This window comes from Cellulophaga sp. 20_2_10 (genome assembly GCF_023476645.1).
Taxonomy (GTDB): domain Bacteria; phylum Bacteroidota; class Bacteroidia; order Flavobacteriales; family Flavobacteriaceae; genus Cellulophaga.
The window spans coordinates 411,640-438,033 of sequence record NZ_JAMCOJ010000003.1 but is presented as its reverse complement, the minus strand read 5'-3'; the positions used below and the strand labels follow the sequence as shown (position 1 = coordinate 438,033).

Below are 26,394 nucleotides of genomic sequence, written 5' to 3'. Positions count from 1 at the left end.
GCAATGAAAAAACTTAAAATATTATTTTTTGCATTTGTAATATGCAATAGTACGTTAGCCCAAGAAGAATACAATTATTCTGATGTACTGCTAACCACTACATTTAAAGCCTACCAAGAAGTAGATTTTCAAATGGCAAACAGTATGTTTCCTTTTGTAAAAGAACGATTTTTAGAACACTTAAAAGACTCCACTAGCTTTACAAACCCTTATGATAGTTTATCCAAACACATAAGCATACAATACAGCTTAGACAGTGTGGTAAAAACATATACTTGGGGCGAGAGAGACTCTGGCTGTTGCCATTCTTCTGTAGTATATGCACAATACAAAACAGAGAATAACACTATTAAATACACCAACTTAAAAGATCCAAATACTGGCGGAATAGATATTTTTATTACTGGCTTGCACAGCATAGAAATTAACAACCAACCCCACTACTTAATATTGGGCTGGGGAACTTGTTGTGGCGGTAAACATCACAGTACAGCAACAGTGTACAAAATAGTAGATGGCGTATTACAAAAAAGCAATACTGCCTTTATTGGCAAAGATTATATTTTTACAGAAGCAAACCGCGGGCAAGACATAAAAATAAAGTACGACGCAGAAAAAAAAATATTGTCTTATTTTAGTTACCCAGAAGATGAAGAAAGAGGTTTTTACAAAAGAGAACAAACACTAGCCCAATGGAAGCTGACCAACAAAGGGTTTAAAAAAGAAAATTAATAGTGCAACCGCCATTACCCAAACATAAAGGAGACTTAGAGGCTATAGCTCTTTTAAAAAATTACAGCTATCAAGATATTAAACCAATAGTACCAGAATTACTTACTTGGCTGCAAGATTTAAACTGGCCCGTTGCTGGTCCACTTGCTCTGTATTTACAATCTATAGCAGAATATATTGCAGATGATATTATTGTGATTTTAAAGGGTAACGACGAAGTCTGGAAATACTGGCTTCTTTTAGTTTTTGGTGCAAATGCAACAACACCAATTGCTCCAAAACTACTAGCAGAATTTAAACGTATTGCCACACAGCCAACACCAGAAGAGGTTGCAGAAGAAATACAGGACTTAGCCCTAGAAATAATTAAAGGCACGTAAAAACTATAGTATGAAAACAAAACTGATTCTCTTTATTATTTACATAGTTGCCATACAATCGCAAGCACAACATAATACCTACCATTATTATAGCGGTAGTACTAGTGACGGTTTTTCGCAAGACGTACAACTAACATTAAATACAGACCAAAGTTTTAGTTATAAATTTACAAACGACCAAGTTTGCTACGAGACTATTACACTTTCGTATGGCAACTACACCCAAAAAGGAGATAGCATATACTTACACCCATCTAACCTAATAAAACCCAAAGTTAGCTTTAAAAAAGAATCCTTAAAAAAAGGAATTCTAACAGTGTTTTTTAATAGAGCCAATGAAAAAACTTTCTTTAAAGAAGGTGACTATTTTTATGATTCTGGAGAACAAGAATTTACAGCAGGGAGACAACTCTTTTTTTACGACGCAAACAATAATAAAATAGAGGTAGATTACAATTATAGCGGCATACTAGAAATACCTAGGAATATGGGTGTTGTAAAAATAGAAATGTATATTCCAAATACCAAACACAAAGACAATTACCTAGAGATAAACATACCCCAAAATACAGGACAAGTAATTATAGACAGCCTATCTAGGTATGCAATTACAAATTTTGCTAGATATAGTTTTGCCCTCGATAAAAACACCCTAAAAATGAAATACCCATGGGGAGAATATCAGTTAAAAAAAGAATAGAAAAACAGCTTTTTAAGCATCTTAGGTTACACTAAAAAAGCAAACTACACTTTTTAGCGAACCAACTATACATAAAAACCTACCAATTACAGATTTCCGTAATAAAGTGATTTTAATAGTTTATACATTGTGGGGATGACTAAGAAGTTATAATTTAAAATATTAGCAATATGGAGATAACCGAAAAGTTATTAATTGAATTACAAAACCGACTAAAAGTTGGTAGCCGAAGAGGAGTACATTTAAATGCAATTCCAGCTCGTTCAAGGTACAAGTTTGATCTAACACGATTATCTCACATTGACGAAAATCTTCCTACAAATTTTATTAATGCATTATTAACCGAATTACCTTTAAAATTTAAAATTAGTTGGAAAGATAATGTTCCCGATTTGAATTCACTTTTTGAAGATGACCAAACACAATTGGTGAAAATCACAAAATCTTTTGAAAATCTTATCAATCAAACAGATGCAATAGAATCAGAAAAAGGAATAAATACATTTGGTTTTGGTTTTCCAATACTTGTAAGACGTGACCAATCAGACAATAAATTAACTGTTGCACCAATTTTAATTTGGTCATTAAGAATAAGAAGAACAAAAGAATTTAATACTTGGGAAATACTACGAACAGAAGACGACCCAATTTATATCAATGAGGTTCTAATAAATCATTTACAAAATGATTCCAAAATTGAAATCAATCAAATTTCTAGTGAGTTTTTAGATGATGGTTTAATTGATAAAAGTGAACTTTTAGATATTTGTGTAAATATCATTGAATCCATAAATAGCTCAATTCCAGATGACCTTCGTGAAACATTTGAGAAAAAACTAAATAAAGTAAAATCTATTCCAGAAAAGAAATATTACGAAAAGCTACCATTAACATCTAATAATTCATTTATAGATTTTGGCGGACTTTTTTCAATTTTTGAGGTTCAGAAGCAAAATATTATACACGATTATTCGAATTTACTAGAATTAAAAGGTGCTACAATTGACCTTGAGGATATGGAAGAACATACGTTTCAACCAATATCATCAGTCGAAACTGACCCATCACAACAAGGAATTTTACATTCTTTAAAAGCTTCTCGAAACATTTTAATTCAAGGACCACCAGGAACAGGAAAAAGTCAATCGCTTACAGCTATTTTAGTAAATGCTCTAGAGAATCAAAAAAAGACAATTGTTGTCTGTGAAAAACGGACAGCTTTGGAAGTATTGCACAACGCCCTAAATGAAAAGGGTCTTAATTATCAATGTGTACTTTTAAAAGATATTGTTAAAGACAGAAGAGTCGCAGTTGATTCGGTAAGAGATAGAATTGATAATTCCTCATATCGCAGATATAGATATACACATTCCAAAGAAACTTTAGACAACATAATTGAAAAGTCAAAAAACTTAATTGATTCAATAAACAAGAAACACAAAAAATTAGGTGCAAATTTAGTCGGTAATAAAAATTGGACTCACATTGTCGGATCACTATTGTCAGAATTAAAAGACAATTCAGAAGAATACAATCTTGATTTAGCAAAAGACACATTCAGTTATGAATCATCTGAACTAAATCAATTATTAGAACTAATTAGAAAAGGGCAAAATTTATATGAAGAGTTTAAACCTCATATAAACCTTTCTTTTATCAACTCTGCAAAATTAGTTGGAGACAATCCATTTATTGTAGAACAACAAATTGAAGAAGACTTTTCAATTTATAAAAAAGAGTTGAAAATAATATTAGATGATATTTCAAGCTATGAAGTAGAATATTATAAAATTAGAAATGAGCAATTTAATTTGCAAAAAACTTCAATTAGTGATATTGAAAATTCTATTCAAAACATCCTAACAAAACACGAAGCAAACAACGATTTTTTTGATGAAGAAAAAACAAATGGTTTTTTATTTAAAACTATTTCTATCTTCTCAAAAGAAAAGAAAACTACACTTAATGAGCAAAAAACAACATATACACTTTTTGAAGATTATTCACTAAAAACTAATCATAGCAAAGACTTTGAAAGTATTAATTTTTCTAAATCAATTAAAGAAAATCAAGGTATTCTCAAAAATCACAAGTTAATTACGGAGAGAATTGACAAAGAGTTTCAGTCAAAAATAGAAAATGAGTACAAATTCTTAAACTTACTTGAATCAACTGAAAAAGAATTTGACACAGAACTACTACAAACAATAAAATCAAACTTCAGTAATTTAAAAACTAAAATAGAAGAACAAAATTGGACTAACAAAAAAGTGAATGGAGATTCTCACAACGTGTTAAGTTCTCAAATTCAGACTTTATTAGATTCAAAAGAACAATTTTTAGCAAATGAAAATGACCTTTTTTCAATTGAGTTTAAGTGGTTTCAATTTTACAATTCATTATCAGCAGATAATAAACTAATCATTGACCAATTAAAGGAAAAAACAAATTGGAGAAAAATATTTTTAATATTCTATCTTAATTCTATGCTTGTAAATTCTGCGAATACAGATTTACCAACAAATGATAACGACCATATTGAATTAGGAAAATCTTTGTCTGAACTTGAAAAAGAACAGATTAAATATATTAGAGAATATTGGTTCTCAAAACAAATAGATGCAACCAGAGATTTTGACAATAAGAATCTAAATTTAGCTGTCGAAAATCTATACAACAAACGAGCAGGTAAAAGACATAAACGATTATCCTTACGAGAAATAGTAAAGTTGGATATGGATTTATTCACAACTTTTTTTCCAATAATTCTTACAACACCAGACGTAGCAAGTAATCTCTTTAAAGGCAAAAATCAATATTTTGATATTGTTATGTTTGATGAAGCAAGTCAATTAAAATTAGAAGATAATTTACCTGCACTTTTAAAAGGGAAACAAATTATCATTGCAGGAGACGAACACCAAATGCCACCTTCAAATTATTTCAGCAAAGTATTTGACGGTTTGATTGATGATGAAGATGAATTTGAAGATGAAATAGATAAAATTAAAAACGACATAAGTAATTCACTTTCAGATTGTGAATCACTTCTTGATTTTGCATCCGAATTAGGTTTTGAGAAAAAACATTTAGACTTTCATTATCGTTCAAGACATCCTTATCTAATTGATTATTCAAATTATGCCTTTTATAATCAAAGGTTAAAACCACTTCCAAACAGTTTTGATTACATTCCAATAAAATATGTTCCCGTAAATGGCACATATTCTGACACTTCCAATGACGAAGAAGCTGAGACAATTCTGTCCATTATTGATAACAATATTTCAAGACTTCCAAACGGAGAATATCCAACAGTTGGAGTGGCAACTTTCAACATCAATCAAAGAAACTTAGTTTTAGGTAAGATTAATGAAAGAAGAAAATTTGAAAAATATAGAGATTTTAATAACAAAATAGTTGAACTCGAAGAAAACGGTTTTTTTGTCAAAAATTTAGAAAATATTCAAGGAGACGAAAGAGATGTAATTATTCTATCAACCACTTATGGAATTAATAAAGAAGGGAAATTTGCCCAAAGATTTGGCTCAATAAATCATCAAAAAGGATACAAACTTTTAAATGTTATTGTTACAAGAGCAAAATATAAAGTATATGTATGTTCTTCCATTCCAGAAGATGTATTTTTAAATTATAAAGAGCATTTAATCAATGAAGGTTCAAATAACAGAAGAGGAGCTTTATATGCCTATTTAGCATACTCAAAAGCTGTTAGTGAACAAGACAATGAAGCAAGAATTTCTGTTTTAAATACACTTGCAGAAAATTCTACAAAAAGTACTACAATCGACAACTTAAATGAAGACCTCGAATCACCTTTTGAGGAGGAAGTTTATGAAGCTCTAACCGAACATTTTGACGAAAAAAATATAATTCTTCAACTTCAATTTGCAGGATTTAGAATTGATATGGTTTACGATACTAAACATATTGGACTTCCTAAAATCGCAATAGAATGTGATGGAGCCTCTTATCATTCTAGTCAAGAAGCATATTTACACGATAGTCACAGACAAAAGATTCTTGAAGGACACGGTTTTGTATTTCATAGAATATGGAGTACAAATTGGTGGAGAAACCCACAAAAGGAAACAAAAAAATTAGTCGAATTTATAAGAAGTATCGAAAACAGTAGTCCATCAATTTTTGAAGATAAATCAAAAACAGGTCTAGCATTTACAGATAATATTACCATTATTAAAAATGAGCTTTCTAAAGTATCTCCAAACCTTAAAAAGGATTTAAAAGAAACCATTGAAGCTGTTAGTGAAAAAGAAGATGTTCAAACAACATTATTTAAAGAAACCATTACTGTTAATAGTAAAGTAAAAGTAAAATATTTGAATATTGATAAAGATTTAAAAGTCCATTTAGTAGACCAACTAGTATCTAAACTGGAAAAAACAAATGGGATACAGAAAATAAATATTAAAACTCCACTTGGTATTGCACTGAAAGGGAAATCTGTTGGAGATACTGTTAAAATAGGTGACTTAGATAAATATGTTAGAATATTAGAGATTATGAATTAAAAAAGAAATACTTAAAAATAAACAGACCAAAAAGCACTGGACAATTGCGTTAGAGATAGACTATTTAGATATACAATACCCTTGAAAAAAAAGCAAACTACACTTTTTAGCGAACCAACTATACATAAAAACCTACCAATTACAGATTTCCGTAATAAAGTGATTTTAATAGTTTATACATTGTGAAGTAATTGTAACGTCTAACCAACGGATCAATACATTTTTAAAAAATAGAACAACTAAATTTTAACCGAATTAAGATTGAAAATTTTCAATCTATAAAAGCAGAGAGTTAAATATTTAAGTTCTTAAAAAATAATTCAAATCTATTACAGTATTCTAATCAAAAGTTAAAACCAAACAAACTATGGGATATAAGATGTACGGCATACCACTAAAAAAATTATGCGATGAAAAAAGAAATGGACCTCTGGAGTCTTTTATTTCTGATTTAGATATAGATTGCTCCAAAGAAATAGACTGCAGGTACCCAACAGTTCAGGATCTTAAAAATTCCATTATTGCGGCCGACTTAGACATCGTTTTAGAACTTAATATAAATTTTAATGAAGAAGATGGTTGGTGTTGCACCATAGAAGAAGATAACGGCTCTTACACTATTATAAGTGCCGACAAAATTAAATCTAAGACCGAACCAATAACAGAAATATTGAGTTTTTACAAGAGCAATGGGGAAACAATAACTAAAGTACTTTTTGAGCTCGAAAAAATAATTGGCCCAATACTATACTATTCAGATACGGGTTTAATGACTATGATTAACAAAGAAAAAACTCCCGAACAAGTTTTAAAAGAAATGGCGTAGAATCTAGTATCTTTAGTACCTACATCAGAAATAAAAACGATGACACTAAAAGAATACAAAAAGAAATACACAGAAGAAGATTCGGTTGGCTGGGATTGCATAGACACCGTAGTAGAAAAAATATATCCAGAGCAGAATCCGCAACATTATGCTCCGCAGCTACCTTTTGCCTTAGGAGGTACAGAACCAATAGATGGTATTAGTGTCTACATTAGTAACGCGCAAGAAACTCATTTTCACTACATTTCTTATGGGTTTTCTGAGCTCTATTACAATGAGGAATCTGTAGGCGAGGAATACAGTAAACTAGGTTTTGAACTTACGTTTAGACTTAAAAAACACAGTGATGAAGATAATAGTAACTGGGCGTGCAATTTAATTCAGAATTTAGGAAAGTACGTTTTTAACAAAGAAAAATGGTTTGAGGAATACCACTTAATACCGGCAAACGGGCCAATTAGAACAGCATACGATACAGTTATTACAGCCCTAGCTTTTGTTATAGACAAAGAACTTGGTGTAATAGACACGCCACACGGCGAGGTTCAGTTTTTACAAATGGTAGGTTTAACCACTAAAGAGTACCACGAACTTAAAGAAAACCCTAGTACCAATAAAACAAAAGACCTTTTAGATAAATTAAAAGAAAGCAACCCATTGCTAATTACAGATTTAGAGCGTAAGTAAAAATACTTCATAAAAAATATTTGTCTATTTTAGCCTTAACCAGTAGTTGTTGCCGATCTAAAATAAATCACAACCGCGCTTACCTAAATTTTAAAATAGATGCAAATTCGTAAGGCTTTACTATTCCTTTTTATCCTTGTTGGCTATACCAATTGCCATGCACAAGACAATGAAATTACCGCTACAGAAAAACGAGATAGAATTAATGGTATTTACGAAGTGGTAAACTACGTAGAGAAGCAACAAAATTATACAGAGTTTAAAAAAACACTTCAGCTAAAAAAAGAGCCCGCTATACTATTAACAAATCTAAAAAAACTAAAAGTTGGCGTATCTGAAACTGGTCACGGCTACGTTATACATATGGTCTTTAACAAGGCAAACACAATTGCTTTTAAAGAGTTAACTTATAAGAATCTTAAAAAACCATTAGCCATAGTCGTAGATGGTAAAATTATTATTGCTCCTATTGTAAATAGTCCTATTGAGCATGGTAAGCTAGAGATAACCGGCGGTTTTTCTTTAGAAGAAGCCAATACTATAGCGGACAACATTAGTAAAGAGCACAAATAACGATTTAAGTAGATCACTCTAATTCTATAGCTTTAGATATTAATAATAAACAAATGAAAATCATAAAGACTTTAATACTACTATTTACTATAAGCCTTGTTAGTTGCAATAGTCAAGATAAAGAAATAACTAATGCTAAAATTTTAGACTTAGACAGCTTGTATCAAATCTTTTTAAAAGTAAATGAGATTGACACTGAAGGCTTAAAAGAAAGGTTACCATATATTTCTAAAGATAAAGTGGAAAAACTACAAAACTCTATTTCTAAACACACCTTGAACGCTAAAATTATTGAGCTTTACAAAGAGAACTTTACAACTAAAGAAATTAATGAATTACATAAAGACTCTGAAGACTATTTTAGTCAAGACAGGACTATAAACACATACAATTATCAAGAAAGAGCAAGTAACTTATCCAAAGAACTTAAGGAAAAGAAATTTAAGGCTTTAGAAATTTTAAGAAAAGAAGATGATCTGGTTTTTGAAGACTTTAAAAATAAAATATATCGTTTAGATTCAATTAATTACGAAACTTCTGAATCTAAAAACATAAAAAAAGGTATATCAAAAAAACATCAAAAAAAAGCGAATGGCATCTATGAAGTCTTAAGTTATGACGAGCAAGAACGAAACAGTTCTAATTTTACCGATACATTTGTTATTAAAGATGAACCAGGTATAGCGTTTAACAACCTAAAGGAAATAGACTTTACTCTGTCTTCTAACCCTAGTTTAAACTACAGAATATCAGTAACTTTTAATAAAGATGGAGCAAGAGAATTTAAATACTTAACTCAAAAAAATCAAAAAAGATATTTAGCAATTCTTATTGATGACAATATTGTAATTGCACCTTTTGTAGAGTCTATAATTGATGACGGAAAAATAGATATTAACGGAAAAATAACATATTCAGATGCTATAAACATTGTAGACAACATTAAAAAAGAACGAGCGATACAGCACTAATACGCTATATTTTAGAACTAATGTGTCTCTTTCTATATCCGTTTTAAAAATTAACACAGGCCATTATAGAGTGGGCTTTACTTTTATGTATTTTAGTTCTACCAATGAAAAACCAGAACCAACACATAGAAAACCACTACCACAGAGAAGGCTTGTACGAGGAAATTCTTCAAAAATTAACTGAGCAACATTTAGATTTAAACGCAATAACAAGAGCAAACCTAGCTGGCGTAGACGAGTTTCACGTGCGCGGTGCTGCTGTATCTAAAGAATTAGCCAAGAGCATAAACTTAAACAACCAAATAGTTTTAGATGTTGGCTGTGGTCTAGGAGGTCCGTGCCGTATGTTAGCAGACCTTTACAATTGCAGTACTACAGGCATAGATCTTAGTAAAGAGTATATTAGAACTGCTACGCTATTATCGAAATTAGTAGGTCTAGATAACAAAACAACTTTTACACAAGGAGATGCCACAGAATTACCATATAAAGACAATTCGTTTTCGGTAGTTTGGACACAGCACGTACAAATGAATATTCCTAACAAGGAAAAATTATACTCAGAAATAAATAGAGTTCTAAAACCTGGTGGTCATTTTTTATTTTATGATATTTTTAAAAAAGGAACAGAGCTAATAACCTACCCTATGCCTTGGGCTAATGAGGCTACACATAGTTTTCTTTTTCCGGTTGATGAAATGCAAAATACAACCACTAAACTAGGACTCACAAAAGTGCAACACACCAACCAAACACAAGACGGTATTGCTTTTTTTAAAACTCTTTTACCCAAAATAAAAGAATTTGGCGCACCTAAAATTAGCTTAGAACTGCTAATGGGCACTACCACAATTTCTAAGCACACAAACCTATTACAACATTTACAAGACAACAAATTAGAACTAATTAGTGGCGTGTATAAAAAACAAGAAGATACCTTATACTAAATTATTCAATTTTAAAAAAAGGCAAGGTGTATAAAACGTCTACAGTGTATAAAAACACTAAAGGAATAAGAGCTTCTTTTGTAAATTTGTCTACCAATGAAAAAGATATTTCTTTAATTATATTAGAAATTGAAAGGACTCTTGAGACTACTTATTAGCCTTTTCTACTCTTAATAACTATTGCGAAGAAGTATTATCTTATACATTAATTTAACTTAAAATAAAATTTCGTAAGATTTTACATCGAATTTAAATACTTAATACCCTGCATCTCCGTTCTAAATTTATACTTTAGCAGATCCTAAATAATCTACCCAAATATGAAAACCAAAACCTATAGTGCATTAATTATTCTTGTGTGTGCGCTTTTTCTAGTAAGTTGCAATAACAACAAACCCAAATGGAAACAACTTTTTAATGGAAAAGATTTAAAAGACTGGCAAATAAAAATTAGAACACATCCTTTAAACGATAACTACGCAAATACATTTAGCGTAAAAGATGGCAACATACAAGTGCGCTATAACAACTACGGAGATTTTAATCAGCAATACGGACACCTATTTTACAAAAAACCATATACCGCTTACTTAATTGGAGTAGAATACAGGTTTGTGGGTGAGCAGGCAAAAGGTGGCGAAGGTTGGGCTATTAGAAACAGTGGACTTATGTTACATGGGCAATCGCCTAATAGTATGACCGTAGACCAAGATTTCCCTAATTCTATTGAAATGCAACTTTTAGGAGGCAATGGTAAAGATGAGCGTACTACGGCAAACATTTGCACACCAGGAACACAGTATGTTTTTAACGATGAAATTATACAACAACACTGCGCAAACTCATCTTCTAAAACTTTTCACGGAGACCAATGGGTACGTGCAGAAGCATTAGTCCTAAGAGACTCTTTAATAGTTCATTATGTAAACGGAGAAGAAGTTTTACGTTATACAAGACCTCAGCTAGATCCAAAAAATGGAGCAAAAGAAGGCAAACTATTAACTAGTGGCAGTATTTCTTTACAAAGCGAGAGTCATCCTGTAGATTTTAGAAAAGTAGAAATAGTAAATTTAGAAAAGTTTGCGAACGACCCAACTAAGTTAAAAGAGGTAGTAGCTGAATTACTAGCCAAAAACTAACTATACAAAATTAAGAAAAAGCCTTTAGAACATTTTCTAAAGGCTTTTTTTATACTATTAATTTAATATGCAGTTTCTAATTTAGAACGCATTGTTTTTGCTGCTTGTACTAGATTCTCCAAAGCTAGCTTAGTCTCTGGCCAATCTCTAGTTTTTAGTCCGCAATCCGGATTCACCCAAATATTATCTACAGGTAATAACTTGCTTGCTTTTTGCAACAATTCTTCAATCTCAGATACTTCTGGTACACGTGGCGAGTGTATGTCATAAACTCCAGGTCCAATTTCATTAGGGTATTTAAAATCTACAAATACATTTAATAAATCCATTTTAGACCTAGACGTTTCTATGGTAATTACATCTGCATCTAAATTGGCAATGTGTTGTATAATATCGTTAAACTCACAATAACACATGTGGGTGTGTATTTGAGTTTTGTCTGCTACGCCAGATGTAGCTATTTTAAAGCTTTCTACTGCCCAAGACAAGTAAGCACTCCAATGTTCTTTGCGCAATGGCAAACCTTCTCTTATAGCTGGCTCGTCTACCTGTATGGCTTGTAAACCTACTTCTTCTAAATCGTTAACCTCATCTCTAATTGCTAATGCAATTTGCTTACAAGTTTCAGATCTTGACTGGTCGTTACGCACAAAAGACCATTGCAAAATAGTAACTGGGCCAGTTAACATGCCCTTTACTACTTTTGAACTTAAAGATTGTGCATAGTCAGACCATTTTACAGTCATTGGCACTGGTCTAGATACGTCTCCAAACAATATTGGTGGTTTTACTGCCCTACTCCCATAACTTTGTACCCAACCAAAATTAGAAATTGCAAATCCTTCTAATTTTTCACCAAAGTATTCTACCATATCATTACGTTCGCATTCTCCGTGCACAAGAACATCTAACCCTATTTTTTCTTGAAAACGTATCGTTTCTTCAATTTCTTGTTTAATAAGTTGGTTGTAAGCATCTAAACTAAGTTCTTTTTTTTTGAATTTAGAACGCCAACTCCTTACCTCCTTTGTCTGCGGAAAAGAACCTATAGTTGTTGTTGGGTATGCAGGCAGTTTTAATTGATCTTTTTGTATTTTTTGACGTGATAAAAACTCAGCGTTTCTTTCACTATCCTTTGCAGTTAACAAACTTAATCTTGCCTTAACAGCTGCGTTATGTATAATTGAAGATTCCTTTTTTGCTTTAAGCGCTCTAGTATTGTCTACTAATTTAGTCAACACCTCTTTACTCGCATCTCCTGCAGCAAGTTTTTTAAGTGTTACCAACTCGTCTACTTTTTGTTTGGCAAAAGCCAACCATTGTTTTACGCTTACTGGTAGTGCTTCTTCACTCTCTTCTAAATCTAAATCGTACGGTGAGTGCAGCAAAGAACAAGAAGTAGCTAGCCAAACATTGTCTTTGCCTATTTGTGCTTCAACCTTTTTAATTGTAGCAATAGTATCTTCAAAATTAGTTTTCCAAATGTTACGTCCATCAATTATACCTAGAGAAAGTATTTTATCATTTTTAAAATTAGTTGCATTTAAAATGTCATCTAATTGCAAAGAACAACGGACCAAGTCTAAATGCAAGGCGTGTACTGGTAATTGTAATACTGTTTCTAGATTATCACCATAGCAATCAAAATAACTAGTTAAAATAACGTTTAACTCTGGAAACTTATACGCTAATGTTGAGTAGAGTTTTTTAATAGCTTCCCTGTCTTTGTCTGTAATATCTAGTGCCAAACAGGGCTCGTCTATTTGTATGTACGTAGCACCTGCGTCTACAAGACCTTCTATCAACTTATAAAAAACGGGTAAAAGATTATCTAATAAATCTATTCTATTAAAACCACCTTCTTTCTCCTTACCTAAAAGCAAATACGTAACCGGACTTAACACTACTGGTTTGGTGGTAATATTATGTGCCAATGCCTCTTTAAACTCATGAACTGGTTTTAAAGAGAATAATTCAAATTCCTGATTGGCAGTAAACTCTGGCACGAGGTAATGGTAGTTGGTATCAAACCACTTTGTCATTTCCATTGCAGTAACATCAAACTCATTGTTTTGTAAGCCCCTTGCCATTGCAAAATACAAATCTAGCTGAGACTCTTTTTCTTTTATTTTCTGATATCTTGCAGGAATACAACCATAGGTTAAGGTTGCATCTAAAACCTGATCGTAAAAAGAAAAATCGTTAGACGGAATAAGATCTATACCTGCGTTTTGCATTAATTTCCAGTTAGAAAGTTTTAACTGTTTACCCATCTCTACTAATTCGGTTTTAGTAGCTGTGCCTTTCCAGTACCTCTCGCTTACTTTTTTTAACTCCCTTTTAGCTCCAATTCTTGGGTAACCTAAAACATTAGTTTTCATATCACTATAAATTTATTATTCTAAGCAAAGTTTATAATAATAAATATTTTAGCTAAATAAGTGCTCAATTTTAGAAATAAGAACTACAATTAATGTAGTAAAAAGAATAATAAACTTTTATATATTTGTTTCTCATCAATTTTTAGACAAATTTTCTATGAGTAACCTAGACAAGATAGATGTACAACTTTTGCGATTGCTACAATTAAACGCTAACCTAACATCTAAAGAATTAGCAAACAAAGTAAACTTATCTACTACACCGGTTTTTGAAAGAATAAAAAGACTAGAAAGAAATGGCTACATAAAAAAGTATGTTGCAGTTTTGGATGCAGAAAAACTAGAAAAGGGATTAACTGTTTTTTGTAATATTAAATTAAAACAACACACTAAAGATATAGGTCATAATTTTGTTCGTGAAATTATGTCTATAAAAGAAGTAACGGAATGTTATAATATTTCTGGTGATTTTGATTTTTTACTAAAAGTACAAGTAAAAGATATGAAGCACTACCAGGATTTTGTTTTAAACGGCTTGGGTTCTGTAAAAAGCGTTGGCAGCACACATAGCACGTTTGTAATGGGAGAAATAAAACACAATTACGCTATACCTATATAAGTATAGCGCAACTGTAGTATCTATTTAAAATCTTTTTATGGTTTTTATGGTGTACATAATACCTATAGAAACGGTAGACCATTCTGTGTTATCTCCTAATTGTATGCCTGTATAAGATAAATTAAGCTCTGTACTTTCGCCCATTAAATAACCTAATTGAGGTCTGTAATAAAAGCCACCATCATTACCGTCATTTAAACCAAAGCCTTGGCCAGCATCTACCCCAAAAGAAAAGGAATTAGATGTCCAAACACGCACAGAAGCTGCTGCCTTTAAAAACTGAATACTTGGCAAATCATTTGTAATAGTACCTGTATGGTATTTTTCTGCAAAGCCGTGTATGTAACCAGCTGTTACACCTACATCTACAACTTCGCCTAAAGCCCACATATGGCCAACATCTAAACCAAGCATTAAACTTACATCATCTGTAAAATCGTCCAAAGGTATACCACCTTGAATACCTATTTTTAATCCTTCTTGTGCAGACAAATTAGCTGCCATAACAGTACAAACAATAAGTAGTGCAATTTTTTTCATTTTCTTTGGGGTTTAGTTATTTATGGCCAAAACTAAACTCTTATATAAAACATACCCAATTTATGTTGCAAAACACTTGTTTACAGTTGTAGAACATATGTTTACCAGTATGTAAGCGAGATTACTATTTATTTACTGTACGTAAAATCCATTCTAATTCTGGGTCATAATTGTTTGCACGGTCTTTTAAAGTTGGTGTAATAGTCACATCTGGTTTAACACCATAACCATCTATTTCTGTTTTATAAGGTGTTTCTAAAACCATTAACCCAAAGTATAGCATTAGCTTAGAGTTTGGCAGTCTTACCAATTTTGTTTGTCCTGCCACAGTACTGTTGTAAGCACCTCCTGTTTCCTCACCAACAATAATACCCCTTTTACGTGCTTTTACAACATTAGAAAATACAGAAGATGCAGAAAAAGAGCGACCATTTACTAATACATACACGTTACCCTTATAATTATTTTCTTTAGGTTCTGCTACGTTAGATTCCTTAAACTTATATACCAGCTTGCCATTTTTTTTGCGTGCCTTAAAAACTTCTTTAAAAAATATAACTGGTACAAATAAAGATTCGTATGCTGCTCCATATACTGTTTTAGCGCGAGACATATAAGACTTTATCATTGGGTATCTTGTGTTTACTTCTGCTTCTTCAACAAACTTAAATTCTTCTTTTGCTAAGTAAGAATATAAATCGTGAATTTCTACCAATCTACCTCCTCCATTATCTCGCAAGTCTATAATTAAATCTTTTGTTTTTGCAGAGTCTATTTTTTTAAAAGCTTCTTCATAAAAAGCTTCGTAGTCACCACTGCTAAAGCCTCTAATTTTCATATAAGCAACGGTACTATCTTTTCCTATAAAATCTAAATTTCTGTTATTATTTTTTTCCGAATAATTATATCCGTATTTGTGATAATCCTTTAGCTTTTTCTTTAACTTTTTTGAGGCAAGTTTACGTTCTTCTTTTGTCTTTTTAATTCGTTTTTTATCTTTTAAGCTATCTTTTTTTGCGTTAGGGAACCTTGTAGAGTCTCTTGGTATTCTTCTAAAAACTTTGGTGTATAAACTATCGTTATTAGAAAACGTAACCTGTAAACTATCTAACCTTCCTTTATCTTGATAGTAATATCTAGCTAGTTTCTGCGCAGCATATTTATTATGAAAAGTTGTATTATATCCGTCTGAAGAAAAATAAGTTTTATACCTTTTTAACAAGTCATCAACAGAATCATCTCCTAACTTTACCACTCTGCTCCCAACCATTGTACTGTCTTCACCAAGTGTATTTTTAACTCGCACAGCATCTTCTACGCTCTCAAACCTTAAATAAGACCATTCGTTTTTTAGTTTATTTAAAACTTTATCTTCTTTACGTGTGTATTTTTTTGTTGGTACAGAAATACCTGCGTGTCCTTGCCTAACCTCTGCCACAACAGGAGTCAATTTTTCATAAAAGGCATACGTTGTCATAGGTTCTGTAATATTCTCCTTTAAAGTAGCAAACTTTGCATCTAACTCTTTTTTTGGCGTGTATTTATATAGTTGAGGATGTAATTTTTGTAGTTTTCTATAGGTTACATCAACATCTTTATGCAGCTGATCTACGCTATGTAATTTAGTTATTTGTTGATTGTATTTAGCTACACTAGCACATGAAGTAATTAGTAGTAATGGCAAAAGGTAAAACAATAATTTTCTCAAGGGTTGTGGTTTTATGGTTTGGACTATAATTCTCTAATTATAAGAAACACAGCACATTTTATGCCACTAAAGTTAAAATATTGCGTAGACCTAAAATATATTTTTAACAATATTTTATTTTCAACTATTCTATAGCTCTATTTTGTACCTTTAACTTGTATGAAGAAAAAACTTATCATAACTATTTCTATACTAATTCTATTGCCTTTATTGGCAATTTTTTGCTCTAATGCCATTATTAAAAATGCAACTAGCGAAAAAAACTATGATGATGTTATCGCTATACCTCACAATAAAGTTGGTCTGGTTTTAGGTACAACAAACAAATTAGTAAACGGTAGTCCTAACCCTTATTATGTACATCGCATAAATGCAACTATAGCACTTTACAATGCAAAAAAAATAGATTTTGTTTTGGTTAGTGGTGATAACGGAAGCATATATTATAACGAACCAGATACTTTTAAAAGAGCACTTGTAAAGCAAGGCATACCTGCAGAGAAAATATTTTTAGATTATGCTGGCTTTAGAACATTAGATTCTATGGTCCGTGCTCACTTAATTTTTGGTTTAGATAGTGTTACCGTAATATCCCAGAAATTCCATACCGAAAGAGCCATTTACATTGCAAACAATAAAGGTTTAAAAGCTATTGGTTTTAATGCAAAGGATCTAGAAGGCAAAGCTGGTTTAAAAGTAAAAACAAGAGAATATTTAGCTCGTGTAAAAGTATTTATAGACATACTTTTAAATACAGAACCTAAGTTTTATGGCAATAAAATAACCATAGAATAGTACATAGATACAATGCAAAAAATTAAAACCTTATTTAAAAATTTAGGTCCTGGATTGCTTTTTGCTAGTATGGCTATTGGCACATCTCATCTAGTACTATCTACAAAAGCAGGCGCACAATATGGTTGGATTATGTTAGTACCAATTGTACTGGCAAATATTTTAAAATATCCTTTTTTTGAATTCGGAATTAGATACACCAACGCAACAAACAAAACACTTATACAAGGCTATTTAAACAGAGGCAAAGGGTACTTATGGTTTTACGCACTAATTACCCTAGTCTCTACTTTTACCATCTTAGCAGCTTTGTATTTAGTAACATCCGGAATATTAATAAACCTATTTAGCCTAACAAATGTATCTATTACAGTAGTTGCTTTTGTTTTATTCAGTTTTATTTCTGCTCTATTAATTATTGGTAAATATGTTTTTTTAGAGAAGTCTTTAAAAATTGTAGTATCTATTTTAGGAATTGCACTTGTAGTTACAACTATTGTGGTTGTTTTTAAGGGTAAGGTTGATGAAGTTGCCAACTTTAAACCAACACCTCTTTTTAGTAATGCCAGCATTTTATTTATTATTGGTTTAGTTGGTTGGATGCCTACTGCGGTTGAAACTTCTAGTTGGTTAAGTATGTGGACCATTGAAAAACAGAAACTCACGAACAAAAAGCCAAACCTTAAAGAAGCGTTATCAGAATTTAACTTTGGCTATCTGGTAACAGCTATTCTTGCTTTTTTCTTTATGACTATTGGCTGCATGTCTCTTTATGGTACCAATACTAAAATGAGCAGTAGCGCTGTGGATTTTGCAGACCAACTAATAAATTTATTTACAGTACATATTGGCGAGTGGACCACCATTTTTGTTGCGACAGCAGCTTTTGCCACAATGTTTAGTTCTTGCATGACGGCACACGATGCAATTGCAAGGGTGAGTATTGATGTTATACAGAAACTAAGAAGCAAATCAGCTCCTAAAACTGAAGTAATAAAAACACAGAGTAAATCTAATTTTACCGTAGCTATACTTGTATTAACTGTTGTAAACTTAGCCGTTATTGTATTTTTTAATTCTAATATGGGCAAAGTTGTTGCCTTAGCAACCTCTGTATCTTTTATTGTAGCCCCAGTTGTTGGGTATATGAATTTAAAAAATGTTATGAGTACAGATGTCCCTAAAGAGTATCAGCCAAAAAAATGGTTACAACTGCTTACATATGCGGGTATTTTATTTCTGAGTTTATTTGCTGTTTATTACTGCTATATTGAGTTAATTGCATAAAAAAGACCGACTTATAAAAAGTCGGCCTGTAATTATATTTTTTATTTTTAAAGTGAATTATCCATAATTTCTTGTACTATTTCTGGATTTAATAATGTGCTTATATCTCCTAAGTTACTTGTATCATCAGAAGCTATTTTACGTAAAATACGCCTCATAATTTTACCACTTCTAGTCTTAGGCAAGCCAGTTACAAACTGTATTTTATCTAATTTGGCAATTGGTCCAATATGTTCTGTTATTTGCTGATTAATCTCTTTACGCAAGTTGTCTCTATCTCTAGTTTCTCCAAACTCTTTTAGAATAACGTAACCATACAATGCATTTCCTTTAACATCATGCGGAAAACCTACAATAGCAGATTCTGCAACTGCCGGATGTTCATTTATAGAGTCTTCTATTGGAGCTGTTCCTAAATTATGACCAGATACAATAATTACATCATCTACACGACCTGTAATTCGATAATAACCCACACCATCTCTTAATGCACCATCTCCAGTAAAGTATTTATCTTTATATGCAGAAAAATAGGTATCTCTATACCTATCGTGATTGCCCCAAATTGTTCTAGCTATAGATGGCCATGGATATTTAATGCACAAACGCCCTTCAACTTGGTTTCCTTTTAACTCCTGTCCATTTTCATCCATTAATGCTGGCTGTATACCAATAAAAGGCAATGTTGCATAAGTTGGCGTTGTTGGCGTTACATAAGGGATAGGAGAAATCATAATTCCGCCTGTTTCTGTTTGCCACCACGTATCTACAATAGGACTATTTTTTTTACCAATGTTATTATTATACCAATGCCAAGCTTCTTCATTTATTGGTTCTCCTACAGACCCTAATACTTTTAAAGAAGATAAGTCGTGGTTTTCTACAAAATCTAAATTCTCTTTTGCTAGAGCTCTAATTGCTGTTGGAGCTGTATAAAACTGCGTTACTTTGTGTTTTTCTATTACCTCCCAAAAACGACCATAATCTGGATAAGACGGTACGCCCTCGAACATTACAGTAGTTGCTCCATTTGCCAAAGGTCCGTATACAATATAAGAATGACCTGTAATCCACCCAATATCTGCTGTACACCAATACACATCATTTTCTTTATACTGAAAAATATTTTTAAATGTATACGCTGTGTACACCATATAACCTCCTGTAGTATGCACCATACCTTTTGGAGTACCTGTAGAACCAGATGTATATAAAATAAAAAGAGGGTCTTCTGCATCCATAATTTCAGGAACACAATCTCCATAGGCATCGTCTAATAATGGTTGTAACCATTTATCTCTACCTGCCTTCATTTCTATTTCTGCATTGGTGCGTTTAGCAACCAATACAGTTTTTACACCAGGACAATCGTCTAAAGCAACATCTACAATACCTTTTAAATCGATAGCTTTTTTACCACGAAAAGAGCCATCTGACGTAATTACAATTTTACAATCAGAATCGTTAATACGTGTTGCTAAAGCATTAGAAGAAAAACCTGCAAAAACAACAGAATGTATAGCTCCTATTCTAGCACAAGCGAGCAGTGAAACTGCTAATTCCGGAATCATAGGTAAATAAACACAAACTCTATCTCCTTTTTTAACTCCGTTTTCTTTTAACACATTTGCCATTTTACAAACTCTTTTATGTAGCTCGTTATAGGTTATATGCTCTGCTTCTTCTTTAGGGTCATTGGGTTCAAAAAGAATAGCTGTTTTTTCTCCTCTAGTGGTTAAATGTCTATCTATACAATTTTCTGTAATATTTAGTTTTGCATTTTCAAACCACTTTACTTCTGGTTTAGAGAAATCCCAACTTAAAACATTATCCCACTTTTTCCTCCATAAAAAATGTTCTTCTGCAATTTCTTCCCAAAAAGCTTCGGGGTTTCTAACAGACTTACGATATACTTGAAAGTACTCTTCTAAATGTTTAATGTGATAATTACTCATTTGCTATTTCTTTTGATCTATTTAATACTCATAATTTCTAATTTAAGTACGCTGTTACATTAGATTGTAAAATACATCAACCTAAAAAGACTAAAACACATACATAACAAAATTGCTAAATAGGTGAGTTTACTCTAGAGAAAACTGCCTTTTACAGATTGAATTACTATAAAATTATATGAATTATTAAATATAGGAAATCTTGAAAAGAAATTAATTAAATATGTATTAAAAAATATAGTAATACTCAATAAATTTGAAGAATATTAATTGAGCGTAAAAAAGAGCTGTACTAATTCAGCTCTTTATAGTTTAATATTACAATGTTACACCTACGATTTTCTGCGTGAAAATAATCTATACAGTACACTCCATTTGCGCACTTATTAAGTAGATGATCTTCTCCATAACCAATAGTGTATAATATATTTTTTGAAGGTACTCCGTTACTTAACAAATACTCTTTTATAGCATCTGCACGGCCTTGTGACACCCTAAAATTTGATGAACTACCACCTTTACTATCTGTATGAGATTCTATTTGAAGATTAAATTCAGGAAACTTCTTAATTATCTCAATAGCCCTGTCTAACTCTGCCTTAATTGCAGAAGTTAACTTAGAGCTCTTTGTATTAAATATAAACTTATTTAATTTAAGCATTGTTTTATCCTCCTTCTCTACAACATAATCGGCTGCGGGCTCTAAATAAATATCGGTTTGCCCTTTTTTCTTTAAATCATCTGCTATAAAATACTGTCTATATAACGAATGTAAATTTTTAGATGCAATAACTGTTACTTTTTCTTGCCAAGGCAACTCAATTTCATAACTACCGTCTTCTGCCGAAACGATTTCTTTAATAAGTGAATTTTCTTTTCCGTAAACCTTAATAGTTACGCCACCTATTCTAATATTAGTATTTGGATTTAGAGTTGCTCCTTGTAATACAATTGTATTTAATTTAGGCTTTTCAGCTACTTTAAAACCGTAAATATCATCTTTACCCTTACCACCTTCTCTATTAGATGAAAAATAGCCTTCTAAGCCTCCTGTAGTATTATTTTTCACAATAAAACCAAAATCATCTTCGCTAGAGTTTATTCCTTCTCCTAAATTAATAGGGACCCCAACAGCGCCGTCTGCCTTTAAATTAGATTTGTAAATATCCATACCGCCGTAACCATAAAAAACATCAGAAGAAAAATATAGTCCGTTTTCAAAAACAAAAGGAGAAATTTCATTCCCTGGTGTATTTACTCTTGGACCTAGATTAATAGGTGCAGACATAATTTGTCCTTGATTTGTATTTACATAGTAAATATCTGTACCTCCATAACCATCATCAAAATTAGCTACAAAATATAAACGTTGAGAATTTTCATCATAAAAAGGATAGAAAAAACTAGTACTTAGGTTTTTTAAAATAAAATTGAAGTTCCTATTACCATCTACCTTAGCTATAGATAATGCATTCTTACCCGTTTCATCAAATAACATTTCGTTATCTTCTTCATTAGATAACACATAAAATATTTTGTCTAATTCTGAGGAATAGTAAGGTGTGGCCTGATGAAATTTTGAAGAAGGGATTACTGTAGAAGGGATTACATTTGTAATGTCTCCATCTTCCTCTATTTCACTTTCATAGATATTTAGGTATACGCGCTCAGGTTTTTTCTTTTTCTTCTCAATTGTAACTCTCCTATCACTTGTAAACAGCAACTTATCTTTATAGAACGATGGAGAAAAATCTGCTGATATACTATTTCCTTTTACATTAAAAACATTATAATTAGGTATTGTAATATCGTCTGTATGTGCAATGTCAAAATTAAACTTTGCATTCTCTGCCCAGGAAGCTTCTTTTAAAATAGTATCATTTTCCAAAAACTTGTTCATTTTTTGTTTCCCAGATAGGATATATAAACTACGAAGCATCTTATTGTAATGAAAAGGAGGCAACACGGCGTCACTCTCTTGTATCATTTTATATGTATCCCAAGCTTTTTGATACTGATCTGTATTAAAATAAGACTCAGCATAATTTAAAAATTGCTGTGTAGTTAATACTGTCTCTAGACTTTCTTTAGCATATTCTTCAGCTGCTTGCTCATATTTATATTGAAAGAAATAACGATCTCCATCAGACTTTAAATTTTGAGCATACAATGAAATTATAGATAAATTTAATAGTAAAAAGCTAAGCTTAAATTTCATAGTGTTTTGTGTTAGAAGAATCTTGGAGTATCTATTTGTTTCGGCTTCTTGCTATCTTTTTTTCTATTTTTAGAACTTGAACCACCAGACCTGCCCAAATAAAATTTTAAAACAACCTCATGCGAACCATCGTTGTAATTTTTAAATGCATTAGTTGAGTAATCATAAGAATACCCAATAAACATGGAATTAGAAACCTGAAAACCAGCTAAACCACTCATTGCATTATCAAACCTATAAGACGCCCCTAATGTAAATTTCTCATTGATTAAAAAGTTGGTAGACAAGTTTACATTTACAGGAGAGTCGGTAATATAATTTACCAAAAATGCTGGTTTAAATTTTAATTCGTCACTTAAATCAAATACCAATCCACCAATAAAATTAACTTGAGTTTTATCTTCTTCTATTACAGCAACCTCATCATCATACAATGTGCTCGTTAATAAGTTTGGAACAGAAAGTCCAAAATACCAATCTTCTGCATACACAAATGTACCCGCACCAATAATTGGATAAAAGGTATTGAATTGATTTCCTTTTATTGCTGGTTCATTTTCAAACTCAAAATCTCCTTTTGTAAAATCTATATCTAAAGAAGAGCCTCCTGCATTAATACCAAAAGACCAGTTTGCATTGTCTGATAATTTAACTTGATAAGAATAGGATATATTAATCAAAGTCTGACTCATTGGCCCTAACTTATCTGAATACGCATTAAATCCTAAGCCTGTTTTTTCATTAGAAAACGGAATATTAGCTCCAATTCTTATTGTTGTTGGCGCACCAGGAACATCTAACCATTGAGCTCTATATAAACTCATTATTTCAGTATCTTCTACACTACCAACATAAGCAGGGTTAAAACTCCCTATATTGTACATATACTGTGTATACTGTGGCTCTTTTTGTGCATACATACTTGTAGCTACAAAAAATACCATAGCAACACTTAGATACTTAAAAACCTTTATGGATTTTTTATTTTTTTGTTCTATCATCTTATGATTTGAATCCATCCTTTTTTAACTTCAGAACCATCTGCTAAATCTAACACATAAAAATAAGTTCCGTTAGGCAAGTCGCCTTTTTTCCAGGTACCGTCCCATTTATTATCGTAATTAGTTACACTATACACTTCACTTCCTAACCTATTAAAAATAGTAAGTGTATTATTTGGGAACGTTTCTATACAGTTTATTCGCAGATAATCATTAATACCGTCTCCGTTTGGAGAAAACTGATTAAACAAAAAGCCGCATTTGTCAGATGTTCTTTCTGCTATAGATATAGTTACCTCTGCACTGTTATTTTCTGTAAAAGTTACATCTAACGGAAAGGAATCTGTAATTTCCACTGAGTTAACATGCGTACCTTCTTCTATAACTCTTGTTGTAATTTCTAGTGTTTGTTCTTCGTTACCCAATATTTCAGCTAGCTGCCAAACACCAGTAATAGGGTCATAGGCGCCTGCTGTTGCAGTATGTGATACATACTGAAAACCTATAGCATCTTCTATTAAATCGGTAACACTGATATCTGTTACCAAACCATCTGTCTCATTGGTTAAAACAATTGTAAAAGTAACCTCTTCACCAACAGCAGTTAACATCTTATTTGCTCTTTTTGTTACTGACAAATCTATTTGCTTAATAATAACTTCAACAGAACTTTGGTTATTCTCTGTAGCTGTATCGATAGGAGTACTATTTGTAATTTCTGCTGTATTAATATAAGATCCTCCATCTATAACCATAGCTGTAATTTCTATAGATGTACTTTCTCCTGCTAGCAATTCTTGAATTGCCCAAATACCAGTAGCATTATCAAAACTACCTAATTGAGGAATATCAGATATATATTCAAAACCAGTAGTAGCATCTAAAACATCTGTAATTTCTATAGCTGTAACTGGATCACCAGTTAAGTTTTCTACTGTAATTGTAAAAGTTACTTCTTCCCCTGTAAAAACCTCATCTTTATCTACTATTTTTACAATAGCTAAATCTGTTTCTGTGGGTGAACAATCTACTACAGTAACCGTTATGGTAGTAGTTTCTACAGTACAAGGTGCAACAAAACCTGTTGTTGTATATGTAAATTGATAGGCTCCTAATGGCTGACCAACAAAATCTACTGTATTAGAATCAATTGTAATAGCACTACCTGCGGGCTGAGAAATTAAGGTCCACTCTCCTGCATCCTGACCAGTTAACTGCTCATCTAAATTAACTATAGTTACTCTTCCGCTTCCTGACAATGAACAAGCAGTAACGTCTGTACCTGTACCAGAAGATGGTTGGCTGTTTATTGTTGCAATAACCTCTACTCTTTCTGATGTACAACCATTGGCTGTTGCCTCTAAAAAATAAGATGTTGTAGCCGTTAAAGAAGGGGTATCAAAATTTAATCCTGTGTGTACAAGAGTACCACCTGTTTCAGCATCATACCAAAGTAAGGTACCATCTGTTGTGGTTCCTGTTAATGTCACAGAACCTTCTCCGCATCTAGATGCAGAAGTTCCCATAACTGTTGGACTATTATTCTGTACAATGGTAATTTTTAAAGGTGGACTAGTACAACCATTTGCTTCATCTAAATAAAAGCCATAAAACTCCCCAGAATATCCAATTTCCGAACCTGGTAAATACGAAGAACTATCTAATAAATCTTCACTACTACTCCAAGTAAGCACTGTTCCTGATGGTGTAGCACTAGCCACGTAATCATTTAAATCCTGAGTAAAATTATCACAAAATGTAGTCTCTTCTCCTGTTCTAAATTCTGGCGCATTAGGAGTTGTAGCACAAACTGGCTCATTATCTTCAATAATAATCCTAGCAGATGCTGCTAAAGGATTTATATCATAGTTTGAGTTTTCTGAAATTGTTATAATTATAGTTTCATCTCCTTCTATTAATGTGTCATCTACTATTCCAGAAATATCAATCGTTATATTCTGATTACTACCTGTAAACGAAACTGATCTACTCAAGGTCCCATAGTCATCACCCTCAGTAGCTGTTCCTGAAACAATGTAATTTATTGTTGAGGTCGATAATAAGGGAAAGTTTCTAGCTCTAATAACAAAACTTCCATTCTCTTGCCCCTCTTCTTTAGCATTTGAAATAGCGTTTATTGATACGTCTTGAGCGAAACCAGAAAAACCTAAACACAAAAACACCACTAGAAAGCAAAATGCCTTGGGTTTTTTAATAAAACGGAAACTGCCTAATTGTTTAATTTTCATTTTCTTTTATAGATAGTGTTACTCAACTATAATTTATAACAGATAGACTACAATATTAATCAAAATGCTATTCGTCGATAAACATAATCGACAAATAACATATTTCACCTCTCAGTTACAACTATAGTCATTA

At 31.9% G+C, this 26,394-nt stretch carries 20 protein-coding genes; 13 read left to right on the top strand and 7 right to left on the bottom strand.

Annotation, left to right across the window (positions count from 1 at the left end):
* Positions 1 to 3: 3 nt before the first annotated feature.
* The 10 genes from M4I21_RS08205 to M4I21_RS08160 all read left to right on the top strand — a co-directional run bounded on the left by M4I21_RS08205 (position 4) and on the right by M4I21_RS08160 (position 11,508).
* Positions 4 to 732, top strand: a complete 729-nt coding sequence (locus M4I21_RS08205; RefSeq protein WP_249558629.1) for a hypothetical protein — start codon at positions 4 to 6, stop codon at positions 730 to 732.
* Between the two features lie 2 nt (positions 733 to 734).
* On the top strand, positions 735 to 1,112 hold the full coding sequence (locus tag M4I21_RS08200) for a DUF5071 domain-containing protein (RefSeq protein WP_249558628.1): 378 nt from the start codon (positions 735 to 737) through the stop codon (positions 1,110 to 1,112).
* A gap of 10 nt (positions 1,113 to 1,122) precedes the next feature.
* The gene (locus M4I21_RS08195) at positions 1,123 to 1,812 is read left to right on the top strand and encodes a hypothetical protein (RefSeq protein WP_249558627.1); all 690 of its coding nucleotides are present in this window, start codon (positions 1,123 to 1,125) and stop codon (positions 1,810 to 1,812) included.
* Positions 1,813 to 1,982: 170 nt separating this feature from the next.
* Positions 1,983 to 6,365 (top strand): PDDEXK-like endonuclease domain-containing protein, encoded by a 4,383-nt coding sequence (locus tag M4I21_RS08190; protein ID WP_249558626.1) that lies wholly within the window; start codon positions 1,983 to 1,985, stop codon positions 6,363 to 6,365.
* A 367-nt stretch (positions 6,366 to 6,732) separates the two neighbouring features.
* Positions 6,733 to 7,191, top strand: coding sequence for a hypothetical protein (locus M4I21_RS08185; protein ID WP_249558625.1), 459 nt, complete (start codon positions 6,733 to 6,735; stop codon positions 7,189 to 7,191).
* Between the two features lie 39 nt (positions 7,192 to 7,230).
* Complete coding sequence (locus M4I21_RS08180) at positions 7,231 to 7,878, top strand: suppressor of fused domain protein (protein ID WP_249558624.1); 648 nt, start codon at positions 7,231 to 7,233, stop codon at positions 7,876 to 7,878.
* Between the two features lie 99 nt (positions 7,879 to 7,977).
* A complete protein-coding gene (locus M4I21_RS08175) occupies positions 7,978 to 8,451 on the top strand; it encodes a SecDF P1 head subdomain-containing protein (RefSeq protein WP_249558623.1) in 474 nt (157 codons plus the stop codon).
* Positions 8,452 to 8,504: 53 nt separating this feature from the next.
* A complete protein-coding gene (locus tag M4I21_RS08170) occupies positions 8,505 to 9,422 on the top strand; it encodes a SecDF P1 head subdomain-containing protein (RefSeq protein ID WP_249558622.1) in 918 nt (305 codons plus the stop codon).
* Between the two features lie 62 nt (positions 9,423 to 9,484).
* Positions 9,485 to 10,369: a class I SAM-dependent methyltransferase gene (locus M4I21_RS08165; protein WP_502798715.1), complete on the top strand. Its 885-nt coding sequence runs from the start codon at positions 9,485 to 9,487 to the stop codon at positions 10,367 to 10,369.
* 320 nt (positions 10,370 to 10,689) lie between these two features.
* On the top strand, positions 10,690 to 11,508 hold the full coding sequence (locus M4I21_RS08160) for a 3-keto-disaccharide hydrolase (RefSeq protein WP_249558620.1): 819 nt from the start codon (positions 10,690 to 10,692) through the stop codon (positions 11,506 to 11,508).
* A gap of 62 nt (positions 11,509 to 11,570) precedes the next feature.
* Here the strand turns inward: M4I21_RS08160 and metE are convergent, their stop codons facing one another.
* Entirely contained in the window at positions 11,571 to 13,889 is a 2,319-nt protein-coding gene (gene metE / locus M4I21_RS08155) for a 5-methyltetrahydropteroyltriglutamate--homocysteine S-methyltransferase (RefSeq protein WP_249558619.1), read from the bottom strand.
* 157 nt (positions 13,890 to 14,046) lie between these two features.
* Between metE and M4I21_RS08150 the strand changes: the two genes are divergently transcribed.
* Entirely contained in the window at positions 14,047 to 14,508 is a 462-nt protein-coding gene (locus tag M4I21_RS08150) for an Lrp/AsnC family transcriptional regulator (RefSeq protein WP_249558618.1), read from the top strand.
* A 24-nt stretch (positions 14,509 to 14,532) separates the two neighbouring features.
* On the opposite strand, the gene M4I21_RS08145 is transcribed toward M4I21_RS08150, so the two are convergent.
* Positions 14,533 to 15,048 (bottom strand): outer membrane beta-barrel protein, encoded by a 516-nt coding sequence (locus M4I21_RS08145; protein WP_249558617.1) that lies wholly within the window; start codon positions 15,046 to 15,048, stop codon positions 14,533 to 14,535.
* A gap of 124 nt (positions 15,049 to 15,172) precedes the next feature.
* Positions 15,173 to 16,756 (bottom strand): S41 family peptidase, encoded by a 1,584-nt coding sequence (locus M4I21_RS08140; protein WP_249558616.1) that lies wholly within the window; start codon positions 16,754 to 16,756, stop codon positions 15,173 to 15,175.
* Between the two features lie 159 nt (positions 16,757 to 16,915).
* Here M4I21_RS08140 and M4I21_RS08135 point away from each other — a divergent pair, with 159 nt between their 5' ends.
* Positions 16,916 to 17,551, top strand: coding sequence for a SanA/YdcF family protein (locus M4I21_RS08135; protein WP_249558615.1), 636 nt, complete (start codon positions 16,916 to 16,918; stop codon positions 17,549 to 17,551).
* Positions 17,552 to 17,563: 12 nt separating this feature from the next.
* Entirely contained in the window at positions 17,564 to 18,838 is a 1,275-nt protein-coding gene (locus M4I21_RS08130; protein ID WP_249558614.1) for an NRAMP family divalent metal transporter, read from the top strand.
* Between the two features lie 47 nt (positions 18,839 to 18,885).
* Here M4I21_RS08130 and acs read toward each other — a convergent pair whose 3' ends face one another.
* The 4 genes from acs to M4I21_RS08110 form a co-directional block, all read right to left on the bottom strand.
* Positions 18,886 to 20,793 carry an acetate--CoA ligase gene (gene acs / locus M4I21_RS08125; RefSeq protein ID WP_249558613.1) on the bottom strand — a complete coding sequence of 636 codons (1,908 nt, stop codon included), beginning with the start codon at positions 20,791 to 20,793 and terminating at the stop codon, positions 18,886 to 18,888.
* 292 nt (positions 20,794 to 21,085) lie between these two features.
* Positions 21,086 to 23,011: an OmpA family protein gene (locus M4I21_RS08120; RefSeq protein ID WP_249558612.1), complete on the bottom strand. Its 1,926-nt coding sequence runs from the start codon at positions 23,009 to 23,011 to the stop codon at positions 21,086 to 21,088.
* A gap of 11 nt (positions 23,012 to 23,022) precedes the next feature.
* Positions 23,023 to 24,012 carry a PorP/SprF family type IX secretion system membrane protein gene (locus M4I21_RS08115; protein ID WP_249558611.1) on the bottom strand — a complete coding sequence of 330 codons (990 nt, stop codon included), beginning with the start codon at positions 24,010 to 24,012 and terminating at the stop codon, positions 23,023 to 23,025.
* Positions 24,009 to 26,261, bottom strand: coding sequence for a T9SS type B sorting domain-containing protein (locus tag M4I21_RS08110; protein ID WP_249558610.1), 2,253 nt, complete (start codon positions 26,259 to 26,261; stop codon positions 24,009 to 24,011). Before M4I21_RS08110 ends, M4I21_RS08115 begins: the two co-directional genes overlap by 4 nt.
* Positions 26,262 to 26,394 lie beyond the last annotated feature (133 nt).